This window comes from Pedobacter heparinus, assembly GCF_032678725.1.
Lineage (GTDB): Bacteria > Bacteroidota > Bacteroidia > Sphingobacteriales > Sphingobacteriaceae > Pedobacter > Pedobacter heparinus_A.
Genome location: NZ_JAVTSC010000007.1, coordinates 169,390 through 185,361 on the forward strand (window position 1 = coordinate 169,390; position 15,972 = coordinate 185,361).

15 protein-coding genes are annotated in these 15,972 nt (G+C 43.5%); 12 read left to right on the forward strand and 3 right to left on the reverse strand.

The genetic code is table 11. The features are described from left to right. The first annotated feature begins 1 nt into the window (after position 1). The 7 genes from R2Q85_RS12740 to R2Q85_RS12770 all read left to right on the forward strand — a co-directional run bounded on the left by R2Q85_RS12740 (position 2) and on the right by R2Q85_RS12770 (position 8,911). Positions 2-1,750: a RagB/SusD family nutrient uptake outer membrane protein gene (locus R2Q85_RS12740; protein WP_316812171.1), complete on the forward strand. Its 1,749-nt coding sequence runs from the start codon at positions 2-4 to the stop codon at positions 1,748-1,750. Positions 1,751-1,781: 31 nt separating this feature from the next. Next, positions 1,782-3,290, forward strand: a complete 1,509-nt coding sequence (locus R2Q85_RS12745; RefSeq protein WP_316812172.1) for a sulfatase — start codon at positions 1,782-1,784, stop codon at positions 3,288-3,290. 37 nt (positions 3,291-3,327) lie between these two features. Further along, complete coding sequence (locus tag R2Q85_RS12750) at positions 3,328-4,563, forward strand: DUF2264 domain-containing protein (RefSeq protein WP_316812173.1); 1,236 nt, start codon at positions 3,328-3,330, stop codon at positions 4,561-4,563. A gap of 63 nt (positions 4,564-4,626) precedes the next feature. Then, on the forward strand, positions 4,627-5,832 hold the full coding sequence (locus R2Q85_RS12755; protein ID WP_316812174.1) for a glycoside hydrolase family 88 protein: 1,206 nt from the start codon (positions 4,627-4,629) through the stop codon (positions 5,830-5,832). Position 5,833: 1 nt separating this feature from the next. Then, a complete protein-coding gene (locus tag R2Q85_RS12760) occupies positions 5,834-6,916 on the forward strand; it encodes a glycoside hydrolase family 43 protein (protein WP_316812175.1) in 1,083 nt (360 codons plus the stop codon). 46 nt (positions 6,917-6,962) lie between these two features. Next, a complete protein-coding gene (locus R2Q85_RS12765; protein ID WP_316812176.1) occupies positions 6,963-8,054 on the forward strand; it encodes a cellulase family glycosylhydrolase in 1,092 nt (363 codons plus the stop codon). A gap of 62 nt (positions 8,055-8,116) precedes the next feature. Continuing rightward, entirely contained in the window at positions 8,117-8,911 is a 795-nt protein-coding gene (locus R2Q85_RS12770; RefSeq protein WP_316812177.1) for an SDR family oxidoreductase, read from the forward strand. Here the strand turns inward: R2Q85_RS12770 and R2Q85_RS12775 are convergent. After that, entirely contained in the window at positions 8,904-10,142 is a 1,239-nt protein-coding gene (locus R2Q85_RS12775; RefSeq protein ID WP_316812178.1) for a TCR/Tet family MFS transporter, read from the reverse strand. The genes R2Q85_RS12770 and R2Q85_RS12775 overlap by 8 nt on opposite strands. A 127-nt stretch (positions 10,143-10,269) precedes the next feature. Here R2Q85_RS12775 and R2Q85_RS12780 point away from each other — a divergent pair, with 127 nt between their 5' ends. From R2Q85_RS12780 to R2Q85_RS12790, 3 genes are all read left to right on the forward strand, one after another. Further along, entirely contained in the window at positions 10,270-11,109 is an 840-nt protein-coding gene (locus R2Q85_RS12780; protein ID WP_316812179.1) for a helix-turn-helix domain-containing protein, read from the forward strand. An 85-nt stretch (positions 11,110-11,194) separates the two neighbouring features. After that, complete coding sequence (locus R2Q85_RS12785; protein ID WP_316812180.1) at positions 11,195-11,542, forward strand: hypothetical protein; 348 nt, start codon at positions 11,195-11,197, stop codon at positions 11,540-11,542. Between the two features lie 47 nt (positions 11,543-11,589). Beyond that, positions 11,590-12,186, forward strand: coding sequence for a YceI family protein (locus R2Q85_RS12790; protein WP_316812181.1), 597 nt, complete (start codon positions 11,590-11,592; stop codon positions 12,184-12,186). A 17-nt stretch (positions 12,187-12,203) separates the two neighbouring features. On the opposite strand, the gene R2Q85_RS12795 is transcribed toward R2Q85_RS12790, so the two are convergent. Both R2Q85_RS12795 and R2Q85_RS12800 read right to left on the reverse strand, forming a co-directional pair. Beyond that, positions 12,204-13,457, reverse strand: coding sequence for a FecR family protein (locus R2Q85_RS12795; RefSeq protein ID WP_316812182.1), 1,254 nt, complete (start codon positions 13,455-13,457; stop codon positions 12,204-12,206). Positions 13,458-13,607: 150 nt separating this feature from the next. Continuing rightward, positions 13,608-14,024, reverse strand: a complete 417-nt coding sequence (locus R2Q85_RS12800; RefSeq protein ID WP_316812183.1) for a hypothetical protein — start codon at positions 14,022-14,024, stop codon at positions 13,608-13,610. Positions 14,025-14,150: 126 nt separating this feature from the next. On the opposite strand from R2Q85_RS12800, the gene R2Q85_RS12805 reads away from it, so the two are divergent. Both R2Q85_RS12805 and R2Q85_RS12810 read left to right on the forward strand, forming a co-directional pair. Then, entirely contained in the window at positions 14,151-15,233 is a 1,083-nt protein-coding gene (locus R2Q85_RS12805; RefSeq protein WP_316812184.1) for an ionic transporter y4hA, read from the forward strand. A 162-nt stretch (positions 15,234-15,395) separates the two neighbouring features. Further along, entirely contained in the window at positions 15,396-15,965 is a 570-nt protein-coding gene (locus R2Q85_RS12810; RefSeq protein ID WP_316812185.1) for an adenylate kinase, read from the forward strand. Positions 15,966-15,972 lie beyond the last annotated feature (7 nt).

The window sequence follows — 15,972 nt, forward strand, 5'->3', positions numbered from 1 at the left end:
TATGAAAAAATATATTTTCATCTGTTTAGCCACCTGCGCCACACTTTTGGCTTGTAAAAAAAATGATTTTTTGGATAAAACCGTTGACCTCACCAATCTGAATGAAGCAGAAATATTTAGTGACAGTACAAAAACCTTTCAGTTTTTGACCGGGATCTATTCAGACGCCAAGTTTAGCTTTAACAAACGGCGATGGGACAATCAGGGAAATCTTGAAATGACAACAGACGATATGGAATACCGTTTTTATGGTGGGACGCAGCGGATTGTGATTTTGTACTCCGGTGCGGTATCTCCTGGTAATTTTCCGATAAAAGATCAGTGGACAACTCCTTATACCAATATCAGAAGGGTAAACCTGTTCTTAAAAAATCTGCCAAATACACCTTTATCTGCGCCGCTTAAAAAGAGGATGGAAGGGGAAGCCCGGTTTTTAAGGACATGGTATTATGAAAACCTCATTAAAAGTTTTGGTGGCGTGCCACTGCTGGCTGATACGGTGTTTTCAGATATCAACACCAATATAGATGTTCCCAGAAACAGCTATGAAGACTGCGTGAATTATCTGGTAAGCGAGCTGGATGCCTGTGAAAAATTGCTTCCGGCACCCGACCAGTATGAAGAAAGGGATTATGGGCGCGTAACAAAAGGGGCATGCCTTGCCTTAAAATCCCGTGTACTTTTATACGCTGCCAGCCCATTATTTAACGGCGGCATGGCTACGCTGCAATACCGGAACCAGGAGAACCTGCAAGAGCGGATCAAAGCGGCAGGTTATCCAACTGCCGATAATACACGCTGGCAAAGGGCTGCAGATGCTGCAAAAGCAGTGATGAATTCGGGGTATTATCAGTTGGTTCTGGACAATACCAAACCAGGAAATGGTTTTTATTCAATGTTCCTGACCAGGAAAAATTCTGAATACATCTTTTTTGCCAATCAGCCTCCGAATATTGATATTGAACAGTATTACAATCCTCCATCCCGGTCTGGAGGTTATTACGGATACCCTACACAAAATTTTGTGAACTGCTTTCCAATGAAAAATGGAAAGTCCATTTCTGATCAAGGCTCAGGTTATAACAAAGACAATCCTTATGTGAACAGGGATCCGCGCTTTGCTTACACGATCATGTACAATGGCAGCAAATATTCCAATAAAACTGCTGCGCTGGAAGATGTATGGACTTATGATGGTGCGCCGCAGGATGGTTATAATGTAATGACCGTTACCGGTTATTACTGCAGAAAGATGTGCGATGAGAAAACCTCAAATGCAAACAAAGTGAATACACCAAGGGGTTTGCCCTTGTTAAGATATGGCGAGATCGTATTGAATTATGCAGAGGCCATTAATGAAGCAGGTAATCCTTCTGAAGCATATACCGCATTAAAAGAAATCCGGGAACGTGCCGGAATAGATGCGGGAACGGACGGGATGTACGGATTAAAAAGCGGAATGATCAAGGAAGAATTGCGCGAAGTGATCAGAAATGAACGTAGAATTGAATTGAGCTTTGAAGACCATCGTTTCTTTGACGTACGCCGCTGGATGATCGGCATGACTGTTCTTAATGGTTTCAACAAGGCCATGAAGATCACCAAAACAGGTTCTACCTATAAATACAATGAAATAGATGTGGAAGCTGCCGGCCGTCTTCGTAACTTCAGACCCGAAATGTATTTGCTTCCTATTTACAGGGAAGAAATTACCAAATCACCAAAAATGGTACAAAACCCGGGTTGGTAAGCCTGTATAAATTTAGAAAGGAGCGCATAAAATGAAAAGATTAACCGGTATAAGCATAGCCGTATTTTTGATGTTCGTTACGTATCATGTGAATGGACAGGCCAAAACTAAGCCTGCTTATAATGTATTGTTTATTTTTGTTGATGACCTCCGCCCTGAACTTGGCTGTTATGGCAACAATTATATGCATACCCCAAATATTGACCAGCTTGCAGCTACAGCTGTTGTATTTAAAAAGCAGTTTGTAACGGTGCCTACCTGTGGTGCCTCCAGGGCAAGTATACTTACCGGTATGCTGCCAAGAAGTTTAAATGACCTGAGCAACGAAGTGCTGGAACACAAAAAGGCAGCAGGTACGGAAAAAAAAGAGGTTCCTGAGTCTTTTGTTCATGCCTTACGGAACAATGGATACTATACTGTTGGTATTGGAAAAATAAGTCATTCTCCGGATGGTTACATCTATAAATATTTGAGTCCGAAAGGAACGGAGATGGAATTGCCGCATAGCTGGGATGAAATGTTACTGAATGCCGGAAAATGGGGCACAGGATGGAATGCCTTTTTTGGATATGCCGATGGGAGCAACCGTAACCAGCTTAAAGGTGAGGTGAAGCCTTACGAAAGTGCTGATGTGGCTGATGAACTTTACCCCGATGGTTTAACCGCAAACCTGGCGGTAAGCAAATTGCAGGAACTGGCAGGCAAAAAGCAACCTTTTTTTATGGGGGTAGGTTTTTTTAAACCACATCTTCCTTTTAATGCACCAAAAAAATACTGGGACTTATATGACGAATCTAAAATAGCACTGACCTCATCACCTCAAGTTCCACTGAACGTAAATCCGGCAAGTTTTCACCAGAGCGGAGAATTTAATGGTTATAAGCTGGGTGAGGAAAAAGCTGCTTTGTCAAACCCGGTTTCTGATGCCTATGCACGGAAATTAAGGCATGCCTATTATGCTGGTGTAAGTTATGTGGATGCACAGATAGGTAAAGTGCTTGCCGAACTCAAAAAATCAAACCTGGAAAAGAATACGATAATCGTATTATGGGGCGATCATGGATGGCATTTGGGAGATGACAGGGTATGGGGTAAACATACCATTTCTGAATATGCGTTAAGAAGTCCCTTGATTATTAAGGTTCCCGGCACTGGAGGAGCTTCCTGTGATAAGGTTGTCAGTTCAGTTGATGTTTATCCTACTTTAATGGAGCTGTGCAAGGTGAATTCTGTAGCTAAAACAGATGGGAGAAGTTTATTGCCCCTGTTAAAGAACCCGGCAGACCGGAACTGGAATAATATAGCCTATAGCTATTTCAAAAAAGGAATAACCGTCCGCACAGATCAATACCGCTTTACCCGTTATTTTAGAAAAGAACAACCGGTTGATGAATTGTATGACCACAGGACTGATCCCTATGAAAACATAAATATTGCCCTGGCCAATCCAGATGTCATCGGGCAGTTGATGCCCCTCTGGACAAAAGGAAATACCGGTTTATACCAGGCTAAGACTACGGAGAAAATGAATGAGGATTAGGTTAGAAATGATACGAATAGCACACAATTGATTAAAAATGAATAAAATTAAAACACTGGTTATTGCCCTTTTAATTCTGCAGCTGAACTTAAATGTTACAGCTGTCCATGCCCGCACAAATAAACCTGACGATGGCCAGCGTGAACGGAGCTATCTGGTGCAGTCTTTAATACGCATTGCAGACCCGGTTCTGGTTGCGCTAAGTAAAAATGAACTTAGGATAAAAATGCCTTTAGAGTCTAAAATCGACAGGAAACAGCATACTTACCTGGAAGCTTTTGGCAGGCTGATGGCTGGTTTGGCTCCCTGGCTGGAACTGGGGCCGGATGATACCGCTGAAGGAAAGCTGAGGAAAAAATACATCGATCTGGCGGTATTGTCTTTTAAGAACGCTACAGATCCGAAAGCTCCTGATTTTATGAATTTCGATAAAGGAGGACAAGCATTGGTTGATGCTGCATTTTTAGCCCAGGGCTTGCTGCGCGCACCAACCCAGATCTGGGGCCGGCTGGATGCCGAAACTAAAGCGAATGTTATTGCTGCACTGAAATCTTCCCGGATCATCACGCCATCTTACAGCAACTGGCTGATGTTTAGTGCCGAAGTGGAAGCTGCTTTGTTAAAATTTGATGGCAAATGTGACAGGATGCGGGTTGATTATGCGATGAAATCACATATGAACTGGTATAAGGGCGATGGTGCATATGGAGACGGGCCAAATTTTCATTGGGATTATTACAACAGTTTTGTCATTCAGCCTATGTTGCTGGATGTTAGCCAAACGCTGCTGGCTGCAGATAAAAGTGCTCCGGCCAAAAGAACCTATGACCTGATATTGAAACGCTCAATAAGATACGCAACGGTGCTGGAACGCCTTATTTCTCCTGAAGGTACCTATCCCCCGATTGGCCGCTCGCTGGCCTATCGCTTTGGTGCATTTCAGTCGCTTTCACAAATCGCTTTGATGAAAGCCTTGCCCGCAGAAATCGAAGCACAGCAGGTAAGGGCTGCATTGTATACGATGATTAAAAGACAGCTGGAAGCTCCTGGTACATTTGATAAAAATGGCTGGCTGCAAATCGGTTTATATGGACATCAGCCTGGCTTAGGAGAGATTTACATTTCTACAGGGAGTCTTTATTTATGTTCTGAAGCTTTTTTAATACTGGGATTAAGTCCTTCCGATCCATTTTGGACTGGCGGGGATAAAGACTGGACTGCTAAAAAAATATGGAAAGGCCAGGATATGCCGGCTGATCATTCGGCAGACTAAATATCGAATTTAAGATACTCATAATAACCACACACATATATTTAACACATAAAACAATACTTCATGAAAGGTAGATTTTTCGCAGGGTTAATCATTTCAATTTTTATCCTGGGTACGGGGTGCAATGTTCAAAAACAACCGCATTTAACAGCTAAAAAGGATCTGGTTAAGGAAATCGATAACAGTATAGCGCAGGCCGGAAAACAGTATAAATATTTTATGCAGCAGATTCCGGCAGATAAATTTCCGAGATCCCTGGATAAGGATGGCAAACTGGTAACCAGTGGCTCAGGTTGGTGGTGCAGTGGCTTTTACCCCGGAACACTTTTATACCTGGTTGAAGCTACAAACGACCAGGGTTTAAAAACCGAGGCTTTAAACAGGTTAAAGTTGCTGGAAAAAGAGCAGTTTAATAAAAGTACGCACGATCTGGGCTTTATGATGTTTTGCAGTTTTGGCAACGCCAATCGCCTGGCTCCTAAGCCGGAATATAAGCAGATTTTAATTAATAGTGCACGTTCTCTGGCCAGCCGTTTTGATGAAAAAGTTGGCTGTATCCGCTCATGGAATTCTAAACCTTCCGACTTTCTGGTGATTATTGACAACATGATGAACCTGGAGCTTTTATTCTGGGCTACAAAAGAAACAGGAGATTCCTCTTTTTATAAGATTGCAGTTACCCATGCCAATACAACCATTAAGAACCATTTCAGGCCAGATTACAGCACTTACCATATGGTCAATTACAATGCAAAAACCGGACTGCCCCAAAAGAAACACACGGTACAGGGTGCGGCAGATGAATCTGCATGGGCCAGGGGCCAGGGCTGGGGCTTATATGGTTATACAGTGATGTACAGGGAGACCAGGGATAAAAAGTACCTGGAACTGGCCAACCATATTGCCGATTACATTTTGAAACATCCAAACCTTCCAGCTGATAAAATTCCATACTGGGACTTCAATGCACCTGGTATCCCCAATGCTTTACGTGATGCTTCTGCGGGTTCCCTGATTGCTTCTGCATTGATAGAACTGTCCGGTTACAACCAGGGCAAAGCCAGTAAAACTTATCTGGACGCAGCAGAAGTTATGCTTCATTCCTTATGTTCGGATGTTTATACTGCGCCTTATGGAACTAGTCAGGGCTTTTTATTGAACCACGGTGTGGGCAACCTTCCCGGTAAATCGGAGGTAGATGTGCCGCTTACTTATGCGGATTATTATTTTGTAGAGGCAATGCTCAGGTATAAAAACTTAAAGAGATAGTATGAAAGTTCTTTTATGTTCAACACTCTTGTTTTTTACAGTTGTTTTAACCTGTGCTGCTCAGCGGGTTAAGCAGGGTAAATCTGCTGAATTCAAAGATGAGAAACCCGGATTTTTTGTAAACCCTATAGGCAACGGGGCCGATCCATGGGTAATTAAACACGAGAACTTTTATTATGTATGCCAGGCCAGCGGGGGTGCTGATGGTATGCGGATTGTGGTGCGTAAATCCGATCGGTTATCCCGCTTAGGCAAAGCGGTTACGGTATGGAAGGCTCCGGCTGAAGGCTGGAACAGGACCCAGATCTGGGCCCCGGAGCTGCATCATTTCCATAACAAATGGTACATTTATTATGCAGCCGGCAAAGCAGGGCCTCCATATATCCATCAAAGATCAGGAGTGCTTGAATCTGTTACCAGCGACCCTCAGGGAGCTTATATTGACAAGGGAGTTTTAAGTACCGGTAAGGATATTAAGGATGAAACAGGAGCCATCTGGGCAATTGATGTTAATGTGGGCCGGATCAACGGAAAACTTTACGCGGTATGGTCTGGATGGGAACAGAATTCCAATACCGATAAGACATCCCAGCACCTTTATATGGCAGAGATGAGTAATCCCTGGACCATCCGTTCAGAACGGGTAAAAATATCAAGCCCTGATCAGCCCTGGGAAAGAGGAGGGCCCCTTGATCTGAATGAAGGGCCGCAGTTTTTAACAAATGCCGGGCAAACATTTATCATTTATTCAACACGGGAATCCTGGACCCCCGAATATCGCTTAGGTCAGCTGAGACTGAAGGATCCCCGAAAAACACCACTTGATGCAGCAAACTGGGAAAAAACAGGGCCTGTTTTTCAGGGCACTCCGGCAGTGTTTGGTACCGGACACGCAAGTTTCACCAGTTCTCCGGATGGAAAGGAAAACTGGATCCTTTATCACGCAAAAAAAACAACTGCTCCTGGCTGGGCCAGAGACTGGCGTTTGCAAAAGTTTACCTGGAAGGCAGATGGAAGTCCTGATTTCGGTGTGCCTGTTCCTGCAGGAACTCCTGTAAAAGTTCCATCCGGCGAATTACAATAAGAGCTGACACCATTGTTATAGGAAAGATTCAACATAATTAACATAGATGAAACAAATGAACTTTAAAAAATACCTTTTCCTGTTCTTATTGCTGACAGCTGGAACAGTGAATACTTATGCGCAAAAAGAGGAACTCAGTACCGTTCCCGGGAAAAAATGGACTATAGCACAAGCCAATAACTGGTACGGACAGCAGCCATGGATGGTTGGCGCTAATTTTCTTCCAAGTACAGCTATTAACCAATTGGAAATGTGGCAGGCTGCATCATTTGATCCCCAAACTATCGACAAAGAGTTGGGCTGGGCCGCAAAGATAGGTTTAAATACCATGCGGGTATACCTGCACAGCATTGCATGGAAGGAAGATCCCCGGGGCTTTAAAAATCGGGTAAGGCAGTATCTGGAAATTGCTGATAAACATCACATTAAAACGATTTTTGTATTTTTTGATGATTGCTGGAATAAAGAAGGGAAAGCAGGTAAACAGCCTGAGCCTAAATTGGGCATACACAATTCTGGCTGGGTACAAGATCCCGGGCAACCGATGTCAGCAGACTCCACCATTTTTCCTGGCTTGGAGAAATACGTAAAAGACGTCATGTCCTTTTTTGCCAAAGACAAGCGTATCCTGCTTTGGGATCTTTACAATGAGCCCGGTAATTCCGGAAAAGGAAATGCCTCACTTCCGCTATTAAAGAAAGTATTCGCCTGGGCCAGAGCGGTAGGCCCTCAGCAACCTGTCAGTTCAGGGATCTGGAAATGGGATCTGGAAGATTTGAATGCTTTTCAGATCCAGAATTCAGATGTGATTACTTACCACGATTATGAAGAGCCACAATGGCATCTTAGGGTGATACAAATGTTAAAAACACATGGACGTCCGTTGATCTGTACCGAATACATGGCAAGAACCCGGAACAGCAGGTTTTCAAATATTTTACCGATGCTGAAAAAGGAAAATATCGGAGCAGTGAACTGGGGCCTGGTTGCCGGGAAATCAAATACCATCTATGCCTGGGATACCCCGCTGTCAGATGGAAGTCAGCCAATGGAATGGTTCCATGATATTTTTAAAAAAGATGGGATTCCGTATCGACAGGATGAGGTAGACCTGATCAAAAAGATGGTCTCACCCTAAAATAGCTATACAGGAGGATATAAAGCGGGAAAAAACGTAACTTCATCATATAATTTTGAGCTATGGATTTAAAAATTCAAAACAAAACTGCTTTTGTTAGCGGTTCTACCGCAGGAATCGGTTTTGCTATTGCCCATCAGTTATTGCTTGAAGGGGTTAAGGTCATCATCAACGGACGAACAGACAAAAGTATTACTGCTGCAGTTAAAGAATTGAAACTGCTTGTAAAAGGCGCAGATGTATCGGGAATTGCCGCTGATTTTGGAAAAGTGGAAGAGGTAAATGCTTTAATTGAAAAACTGCCGGAAATTGACATCCTGATCAATAATGCAGGGATTTTTGAGCCAAAACCATTTGAAGAAATACCTGATGAAGACTGGCTCAGGTTTTTCGAAATCAACGTGATGAGTGGCATCAGGCTTTCCCGACATATCTTCCCTAAAATGTTACAGAAAAATTGGGGCAGGATCATTTTTATCTCCAGTGAATCAGCAGTTTTTATTCCGGAAGAGATGATCCATTATGGAATGACCAAGACTGCGCAATTGGCCATTAGCAGAGGGCTTGCAGAACTGAGTAAAGGAACAGGCGTAACTGTGAACAGCATCCTGCCGGGCCCAACAAAATCTAAAGGTGTGGGCGGTTTTATAGAAGATCTGGCAAAAGCCGGGAATCTCACCGTTGCTGAAGTGGAGGTTGATTTCTTTAAAAATATGCGTCCGAGCTCTTTGCTGCAAAGGTTTCTTGCTGTGGAAGAAATTGCTGCTACAGTAACTTATTATTCCAGTCCGCTCGCATCAGGAACAAATGGTGCTGCAATTCGGGTAGATGGTGGATTGGTGAGGTCTGTTATTTGATGTTTTTTACCTCTGCTTTTCTCTCTCTGCTCAGTACTTTGTAAGTGATGAAAATACTGATGAGCATGCAAATCGCTCCGATAAAAAAGTGTATACCAGGAAAGTAAAATGGTGCTTTACTGCTGGTAAAATAAGCAAATGAATTGTTCATGATTAAGGGGCCTATAATTGCCGTAAGGCTCATTAAGCCGGTTAACGCACCTTGCAGTTCTCCCTGCTGGTTGGCAGGGGCATGACCCGAGATGGCCGATTGCAGCGAAGGCCCGCATATTCCGCCCAGGCAATAAGGAACCAGGAAGGCGAACATCATCCAGCCCTGACTTGCAAAAGCAAAAAGCGCCAGACCCAGCGTGTAAAGGGACAAGCCTACATATATGCTTTTTTCGTTCCCGATTTTAGGAACAACAATTCTGGTAAGCCCCCCTTGAACGGCACCAACCATAACCCCTACAACGGCGAGCGAAATACCCACCATTTTTTCGCTCCAGTTGAAGCGGTAAATGGTGAAGAAATTCCAGTTGCTCTGTACTGCCTGGCTACCCAGGTAGATCAGGAAAAAGCCCAGAGCCAGACGCCCGATCTTTGGGTTGCTGGTTAAAAATTTCAATGAGCCAAATGGATTGGCACGTTTCCAGTCAAATTCCCTGCGGTTTTCTTTACTCAGGGATTCGGGTAAGAAAAAATAACCATAAATGCAATTGACTAAACACAGCACTGCGGCAGCATAAAAAGGAGCCCGGATGCCCCAGGTGGCCAAAAGCGCACCCAATGCAGGGCCAAGTACAAAGCCCAGACCAAAGGCAGCACCGATCAGTCCGAAATTTTTGGCTTTCGAGGTCTCATCTGTACTGACATCGGCAATGTAGGCTGTAGCAGTAGTAAAACTAGCCCCAGTAATACCAGCAATAATGCGTCCTAAAAATAACCAGCCATAAGTTGGGGCCAGGGCCAGTATAATATAATCGATCCCAAAACCCAGCAAAGAAAATAGCAGGACCGGACGGCGGCCATATTTATCACTCAGGTTGCCGATTACAGGTGAGAATACAAATTGCGTGATGGCAAAAACAGATAACAAAAGTGCACCATATGTACTGGCCTGGTTAATGGAAATGCCTTTTAACTGCGCAATCAGATCTGCCATTACAGGGATAATCAGGCCCCATCCCATGACATCTATCAATAGGGTAATGAAAATAAAGCCAATAGCGGTTTTCTTGGAAGTGTGCATGTGGTAAAATTTTGGCTGGCTAAATTAAGGAATTATTTCTTGCATATGTCAGGTTTTGATGTCGCATTTGTACAAATGGAATTGCAGGTCTATCTTTACTTTTGTTAAAAAATTGATTTTTAGCACCATGAAAGCAGACCTTTACCCGCCAAGTCAGCGATTGAGTAAGTATATTGACAACTATATGCTGGTCGACATCAACTGGCGTAAAGCAGACCAGGAGTTCTCTACCTGGAGACTGATCCCTTTTGGACAGGTTTCTATGCTTTTTCTATTTGGAGATTCCCATCGATATACCTTGGAAGGACCACAGAGCAGTATGCTGAAAACAAGAAATGCTTTTATGGTGGGACAGTTGACCAAACCGATATGGCTTAAGTTTTCGGGGCATACCCGGCTGATTAAAATCCAGTTTAAATCGGCTGGTATACAACAGCTGCTGCCTTTTAACATGCAGGAATTTACAAATGTACCGAGCCTGGACCTGGAGGCAGTATGGGGAAGCGCAGTAAACCATTTACTGGAAATGCTGCATGGGGCGGATTCAGATCAGGAACGGGTTGCAGCAGTGAACCAATTTTTGGAAGAGCGGATTTTACCGCCATCGGAGCTGATTGATTATGTAGACTATACCATTCATCAGTTAAAGGCGAGCAAAGGCAATTTATCTATCGGCAAAATGGAGCGTCAGCTGGGCATTAGCAGCCGGCATCTGGAACGTTTGTTTTTGCAAAAGGTTGGTCTGAGCCCTAAAGAACTGAGTAAGATTATCCGGTTAAACTGCGCCTTGACGCGGCTAAAATCAGAAAGTGGGATCTCACTTTCGGCATTATCTCATGCGATAGGGTATTATGACCAGTCTCATTTTTCCAGAGACTTTAAATCCCTTGCGGGGGTAGCTCCATCCAGGCTCCTGACCGAAAGTTCAGCTGAGCTTTTTGTAACTAACGGGAAGTGTTTTGCCTGATAAAACATCTTGCAGGTCGGTTTTGTACAAGTTTTAAAATGATATTCCCTGCACCTTTGTATTGTTAATTTAATGATACAAAAAATTGGTAAGGTATACACACATTACTTCAAGCGTTTCTTTTCTGGAAGATCACCGGCGACAGCTGGTATGGGTAAGCATTAATCAATATCTGCTGAAGCTAAGTACAGAGGCGGCAGAGGTTTTAATCGGATACCTGAAGATTATTAAAGCTTACTATAGCCCTTTTAAGCAATTCCAGGCTTTAACTAACCAATTTTATGAAGAAATAGGTACTCAGCTTAATGGTTATGTGAGCGTGATTGGCTTAAGAGAAATATCGGCATTGATCAGCGTGCTTGGCTGTATAAGCGATTGGGAAAGGCGTGGTTTTAAGGCGGCAGTTACATTTTTTCGTTTGCAAAACAAATAAACAACAATATACATATGATGATGAAAACAACAATTAAAACAGTACTTATGGCTACTCTGGTATTTCTGCTGGGCTGTAAGGATTCGGACACTGCGCTAAAAGGCAATTATGCCCTGGATGACAATTCAGTAGTGGAATGGAAAGGCACCATGGAAAATGGCTTTAACAACGGATCATTTGACATTGCAGAAAACCATATCGAAGTAGAAAAAGGACAGATCAAGGCAGGTGAATTTGTGATACGCATTGCTTCTATAAAAAATTTCAACCAGCAGGAGCCGGCTGTTCGGGAGCAACTGCTTACTCATTTAAAAAGCGATGCATTTTTTAACCTGGCACGCTATCCTGAAGCTTCATTTAAAATTACCAGCGTGAATAAATATGCGGGCAATATGCCGGATGCTATTGCCAATGCTAACTTTGTGATCACCGGAGATTTTAGCATGTTGGGGAAAACGAACCAGATCAGTTTTGCAGCGGCTATTAAACTTAATGGCAATAAACTGGAGGTTGAAGCTGATTTTATGATTGACCGCACCAGGTGGGGAATGGACTATGCTTCAGATCCGGCTGCTGAAATGTTTATACACCACAATGTAGGTTTGCATTTTAAATTGATGGGGTACAGGCAAGCAGGCGGATAACTTTTTGGGTGGGCAGGTTATTTTACGATAACCTGTCTGCCTTCAGTTTTAAAGTGAAGGTTTGAGGCCAGAGAGAGTGCAGAAAGCACATCGGCTAATTTATCTGAGCGTTGGATTGAGCCTCCTAAAAGTACGGCTTTGGTGGTTTTGTCCTGATAATGTATATCCACGTTGTACCAGTCTGCTATTACGTTCATGACCGTTTCCAGTGGCATGTTCCGGAAAGTAAAATCCTTTTTTGTCCAGGCAATGGCATATTGCGGGTCTACAGGTTTAACGCTGATGTGCTGAGCTGTTAAAACGGCCTGTTGATTGGGTTTAAGCAGTACTGATTCACCTTTTGCAACAGCCATCATCCGGATCGGATCTGTCATGGCAGGATCTGCAGCGGCCAGACTTGTGTTGTTTAGCAGGGGGCTGATACGCACTATGCCTTCGATTAAGGTAGTTTTTACATTTGCTTCTCCGGGATAGGCATCAACGTTAAAATGAGTGCCCAAAACTTCTATTTCCTGATCGTCGCTGATGACAAAGAAAGGAATATCCGCGGTTTTATGCTGCATTTTTGCTACTTCGAAATAAGCTTCCCCGGTTAAGCGGACTGCACGCCCGATCCTGTCATTGAAGCCGGAAGTAAATTTGAGTTGAGTTGCAGCATTAAGCCATACACTGGTGCCGTCGGGAAGGGTAACCTGGTACCTGCCGTTATTTGGGGTGCTGACGATCATTACTCCATTGGCAGAGACATTCTGCATACTTTCTACATCCAATTTCGAGCCGTCATTGTAAGTTATTTCTGTCGGATTAATGATAATACCATTCTTATCTCTTTCTAATGACAATATTTTACCACTTGCCAAAGTCAAAGTGATGTTGTTGGAATCAGGGAGTGCCGTTTCTTCCTGATCTGAGTAGGAGGAGTTAATCGGTTCAAAAAGCAACCAGGCAAAGCCAAAGAGCACGACCAGGATTACAGCTACAGAACCTAATCTGGCGGTCCATTTTCTGATGGCGGCTTCATTTTGAATTTTTTGATGCTGTTTGAGCTGGATGGCCTTGATAGAAGGCAAAGCAGCGCCTAAGTCGAAATGAAGTTTAAAGGCAGATATGCTGCCTGGATTTTCATCATGACTTACAAAAGCCCTCAATTCAGCATAGGTGATTTTGCCAATCACTGTCTCCTGATCATATACGGGCAGGCAATCCTCATCTTCATTATTCAGGACGGTGAGTGCCTCTGCAACAGATTGATGAGCGTGTAACTTTAACATTGTGCTGATTTTTAATACAAGTTAACAAATCCTGTGCCTGTTTCTTATCCGAAATTATGCAATTTTAATTGCATCGGCGAAACTATCGTGAATTTATTTCAACAGGTATTAAAAATAGCGGAAAATTAATTGTGCTGCCCGGGAATTGTTTTAATCAAAGGCAAGCTTTTCGGGGCCTGAAAGTTTCTGGACATGGCAGGCGCATTTTCCTCCGGAGACTTTCAGTATTGCTGATTTGGTTTGCGCCGTGGCTTCGCTGGTAGCGCTCACCTTGATGTCGTCACCTTCAGCAGATAGTTTTTCCAGGTAGGCGTCATCTACTACGATAAAGGAGCCCTGAACCATGTTCATATAAGCTGCACTGGCACTTTTAATGGAATCGCCTGTGCGCTGGTTTATGGCACTGTAGTTTTTTACTGCTGCCGGGTTTCCGTCTTTATCTGTAAAACTAAAGGAGATCATCGCAAAATTTTCTGTACATATTTTGGCTTCGCAATCAGCGGGTTCTTTTTTATCGCAGCTGGTTAATACTGCTGCGCAAATCAGGATCAAAGCAATTTTATACATGTTCGTTGGTTTATTTTATACTAAAACGTGTAATATTTTTAAAACGCTACAAGTTGTTTGTTGATTGCAGCACAATAATTGTAGTATTTTGCTTATTGTTCCATATTTTTACGTAATCCGAATTTAATGAAGAAAAAACTACCACTGCCTTTATGGACAATTATAGCACCGGCATTGGCCTGGCTGGCTTACTTTGGGGTATCATTCGACCTGGGGATCGGCTATACATTTTTTTTGGCAGCTGTACTGATTGCTGCAGTACTTGCCGCTGTACACCATGCAGAAGTGGTAGCGCACAGGGTTGGTGAACCCTTTGGTACGCTATTGCTGGCCCTGGCCATTACCATTATTGAAGTAGCCCTTATTGTTTCATTAATGCTTACGGGAGGGCCCGATACGGCTGCCCTGGCCCGGGATACTGTGCTGGCCGCTGTAATGATCATTTTAACCGGGATCATTGGCTTATGCCTGCTGGTAGGCGGGGCCAGGTTTAAGGAACAGGTGTTTAGTTTGCCAGGTGTAAGCGCAGCCGTAGTTACGCTTACCGCCATATTGGTGCTTACACTGATCCTGCCGAATTATACCACCAGTAAGGAAGGACCTGAATATACGCCTGTCCAGCTCATTTTTGTAGCAGTAGTATGCCTGGTTTTGTACGGCGCTTTTGTGATGGTGCAGACCATCAGGCACCGTGACTTCTTTTTGCCTCCTGATGCAGATGGTAACGAAGAAGTTCATGCAGAACCGCCAACAGTAAAAATTGCCTTATTGAGCACTTTTTTATTGTTGCTTTGTTTGGGTATTGTGGTGCTGCTGGCTAAAGCTTTGGCTCCTGATATAGAAAATGCGGTCATCAACTTTGGGGCACCAAAGTCGCTGGTTGGGGTCATCATTGCAGCTGTAGTGCTGTTGCCCGAAGGGCTGGCGGCTTACCGTGCGGCAAAAAAGAACCGCTTACAAACCAGCCTGAACCTGGCTTTGGGCTCTGCTCTGGCCAGCATTGGCTTAACCATTCCTGCAGTGGCCATTGTGTCGATGGTAACGGGAATGACCATCACTTTAGGGATTGACATGAAAGCAACTGTATTGCTGCTGCTGGCACAGTTTACCATTATGCTTTCCCTGGCAACAGGGCGTACCAATATTCTGCAGGGGATAGTGTTGCTGGTGATATTTATGGTTTATCTCTTTACGATTGTAGCTCCTTAATTCCTAAAAAAGCTAAAAAAATAAATATAGTAAATTAATAATTATATATTTGCAACCTCAAAACCAACCTCTGTTTTTTTCTTTTTTTGTTAAAAATAGATGTTATAATGGCCTGCCTTACTGCATGCAGCAGAAGGCATTTTAACTTTAAAGACAACCCAAATGCTGAATTTTGTTCTCTTTGGCCCACCGGGTGCAGGCAAAGGCACCCAATCTGAAAAATTGATCGAAAAATATCAATTGATCCACATCTCAACAGGCGACCTTTTCAGGGCACACATTAAAAACCAAAGTCCGCTTGGACAGCGGGTGAGCGCTTTAATTGCTGAAGGACAATTGGTTCCCGATGAAATTACCATTGCAATGCTGGAAGAAGAAGTGGATAAAAATCCCGGAGCCAAAGGTTTTATATTTGATGGTTTCCCACGTACAGTTCCTCAGGCACAGGCTTTGGATGAGTTTTTAGAAAGCAAAGGCGGTTCAATTGCAGGAGTAATTGCTTTGGATGTAGACCAGGAAGAGCTAACCAAACGCATTGCACAGCGCCAGTTGGAAACAGGCAGGGTGGATGACCAGGCTGATAAACTGCAAAAGCGCATTGAGGAATATTTTAGCAAAACCATTCATGTTTTGCCTTATTATGAAGCGCAGCAAAAGTTGAGCAAGGTGAACGGAATCGGTAAGATCGACGACATTTTTGCAGATTTAAGTGCGGTAATAGATCAATACTAACCCCCCA

Excerpts from the sequence above, each read along its gene's own strand:
- R2Q85_RS12755 (WP_316812174.1), top strand. The coding sequence starts at position 4,627 with ATGAAAGGTAGATTTTTCGCAGGGTTAATCATTTCAATTTTTATCCTG.
- R2Q85_RS12780 (WP_316812179.1), top strand. The coding sequence starts at position 10,270 with ATGAAAGCAGACCTTTACCCGCCAAGTCAGCGATTGAGTAAGTATATT.
- R2Q85_RS12765 (WP_316812176.1), top strand. The coding sequence starts at position 6,963 with ATGAAACAAATGAACTTTAAAAAATACCTTTTCCTGTTCTTATTGCTG.
- R2Q85_RS12810 (WP_316812185.1), top strand. The coding sequence starts at position 15,396 with ATGCTGAATTTTGTTCTCTTTGGCCCACCGGGTGCAGGCAAAGGCACC.
- R2Q85_RS12745 (WP_316812172.1), top strand. The coding sequence starts at position 1,782 with ATGAAAAGATTAACCGGTATAAGCATAGCCGTATTTTTGATGTTCGTT.
- R2Q85_RS12805 (WP_316812184.1), top strand. The coding sequence starts at position 14,151 with ATGAAGAAAAAACTACCACTGCCTTTATGGACAATTATAGCACCGGCA.
- R2Q85_RS12760 (WP_316812175.1), top strand. The coding sequence starts at position 5,834 with ATGAAAGTTCTTTTATGTTCAACACTCTTGTTTTTTACAGTTGTTTTA.
- R2Q85_RS12740 (WP_316812171.1), top strand. The coding sequence starts at position 2 with ATGAAAAAATATATTTTCATCTGTTTAGCCACCTGCGCCACACTTTTG.
- R2Q85_RS12800 (WP_316812183.1), bottom strand. The coding sequence starts at position 14,024 with ATGTATAAAATTGCTTTGATCCTGATTTGCGCAGCAGTATTAACCAGC.
- R2Q85_RS12775 (WP_316812178.1), bottom strand. The coding sequence starts at position 10,142 with ATGCACACTTCCAAGAAAACCGCTATTGGCTTTATTTTCATTACCCTA.
- R2Q85_RS12750 (WP_316812173.1), top strand. The coding sequence starts at position 3,328 with ATGAATAAAATTAAAACACTGGTTATTGCCCTTTTAATTCTGCAGCTG.
- R2Q85_RS12770 (WP_316812177.1), top strand. The coding sequence starts at position 8,117 with ATGGATTTAAAAATTCAAAACAAAACTGCTTTTGTTAGCGGTTCTACC.
- R2Q85_RS12795 (WP_316812182.1), bottom strand. The coding sequence starts at position 13,457 with ATGTTAAAGTTACACGCTCATCAATCTGTTGCAGAGGCACTCACCGTC.
- R2Q85_RS12790 (WP_316812181.1), top strand. The coding sequence starts at position 11,590 with ATGGCTACTCTGGTATTTCTGCTGGGCTGTAAGGATTCGGACACTGCG.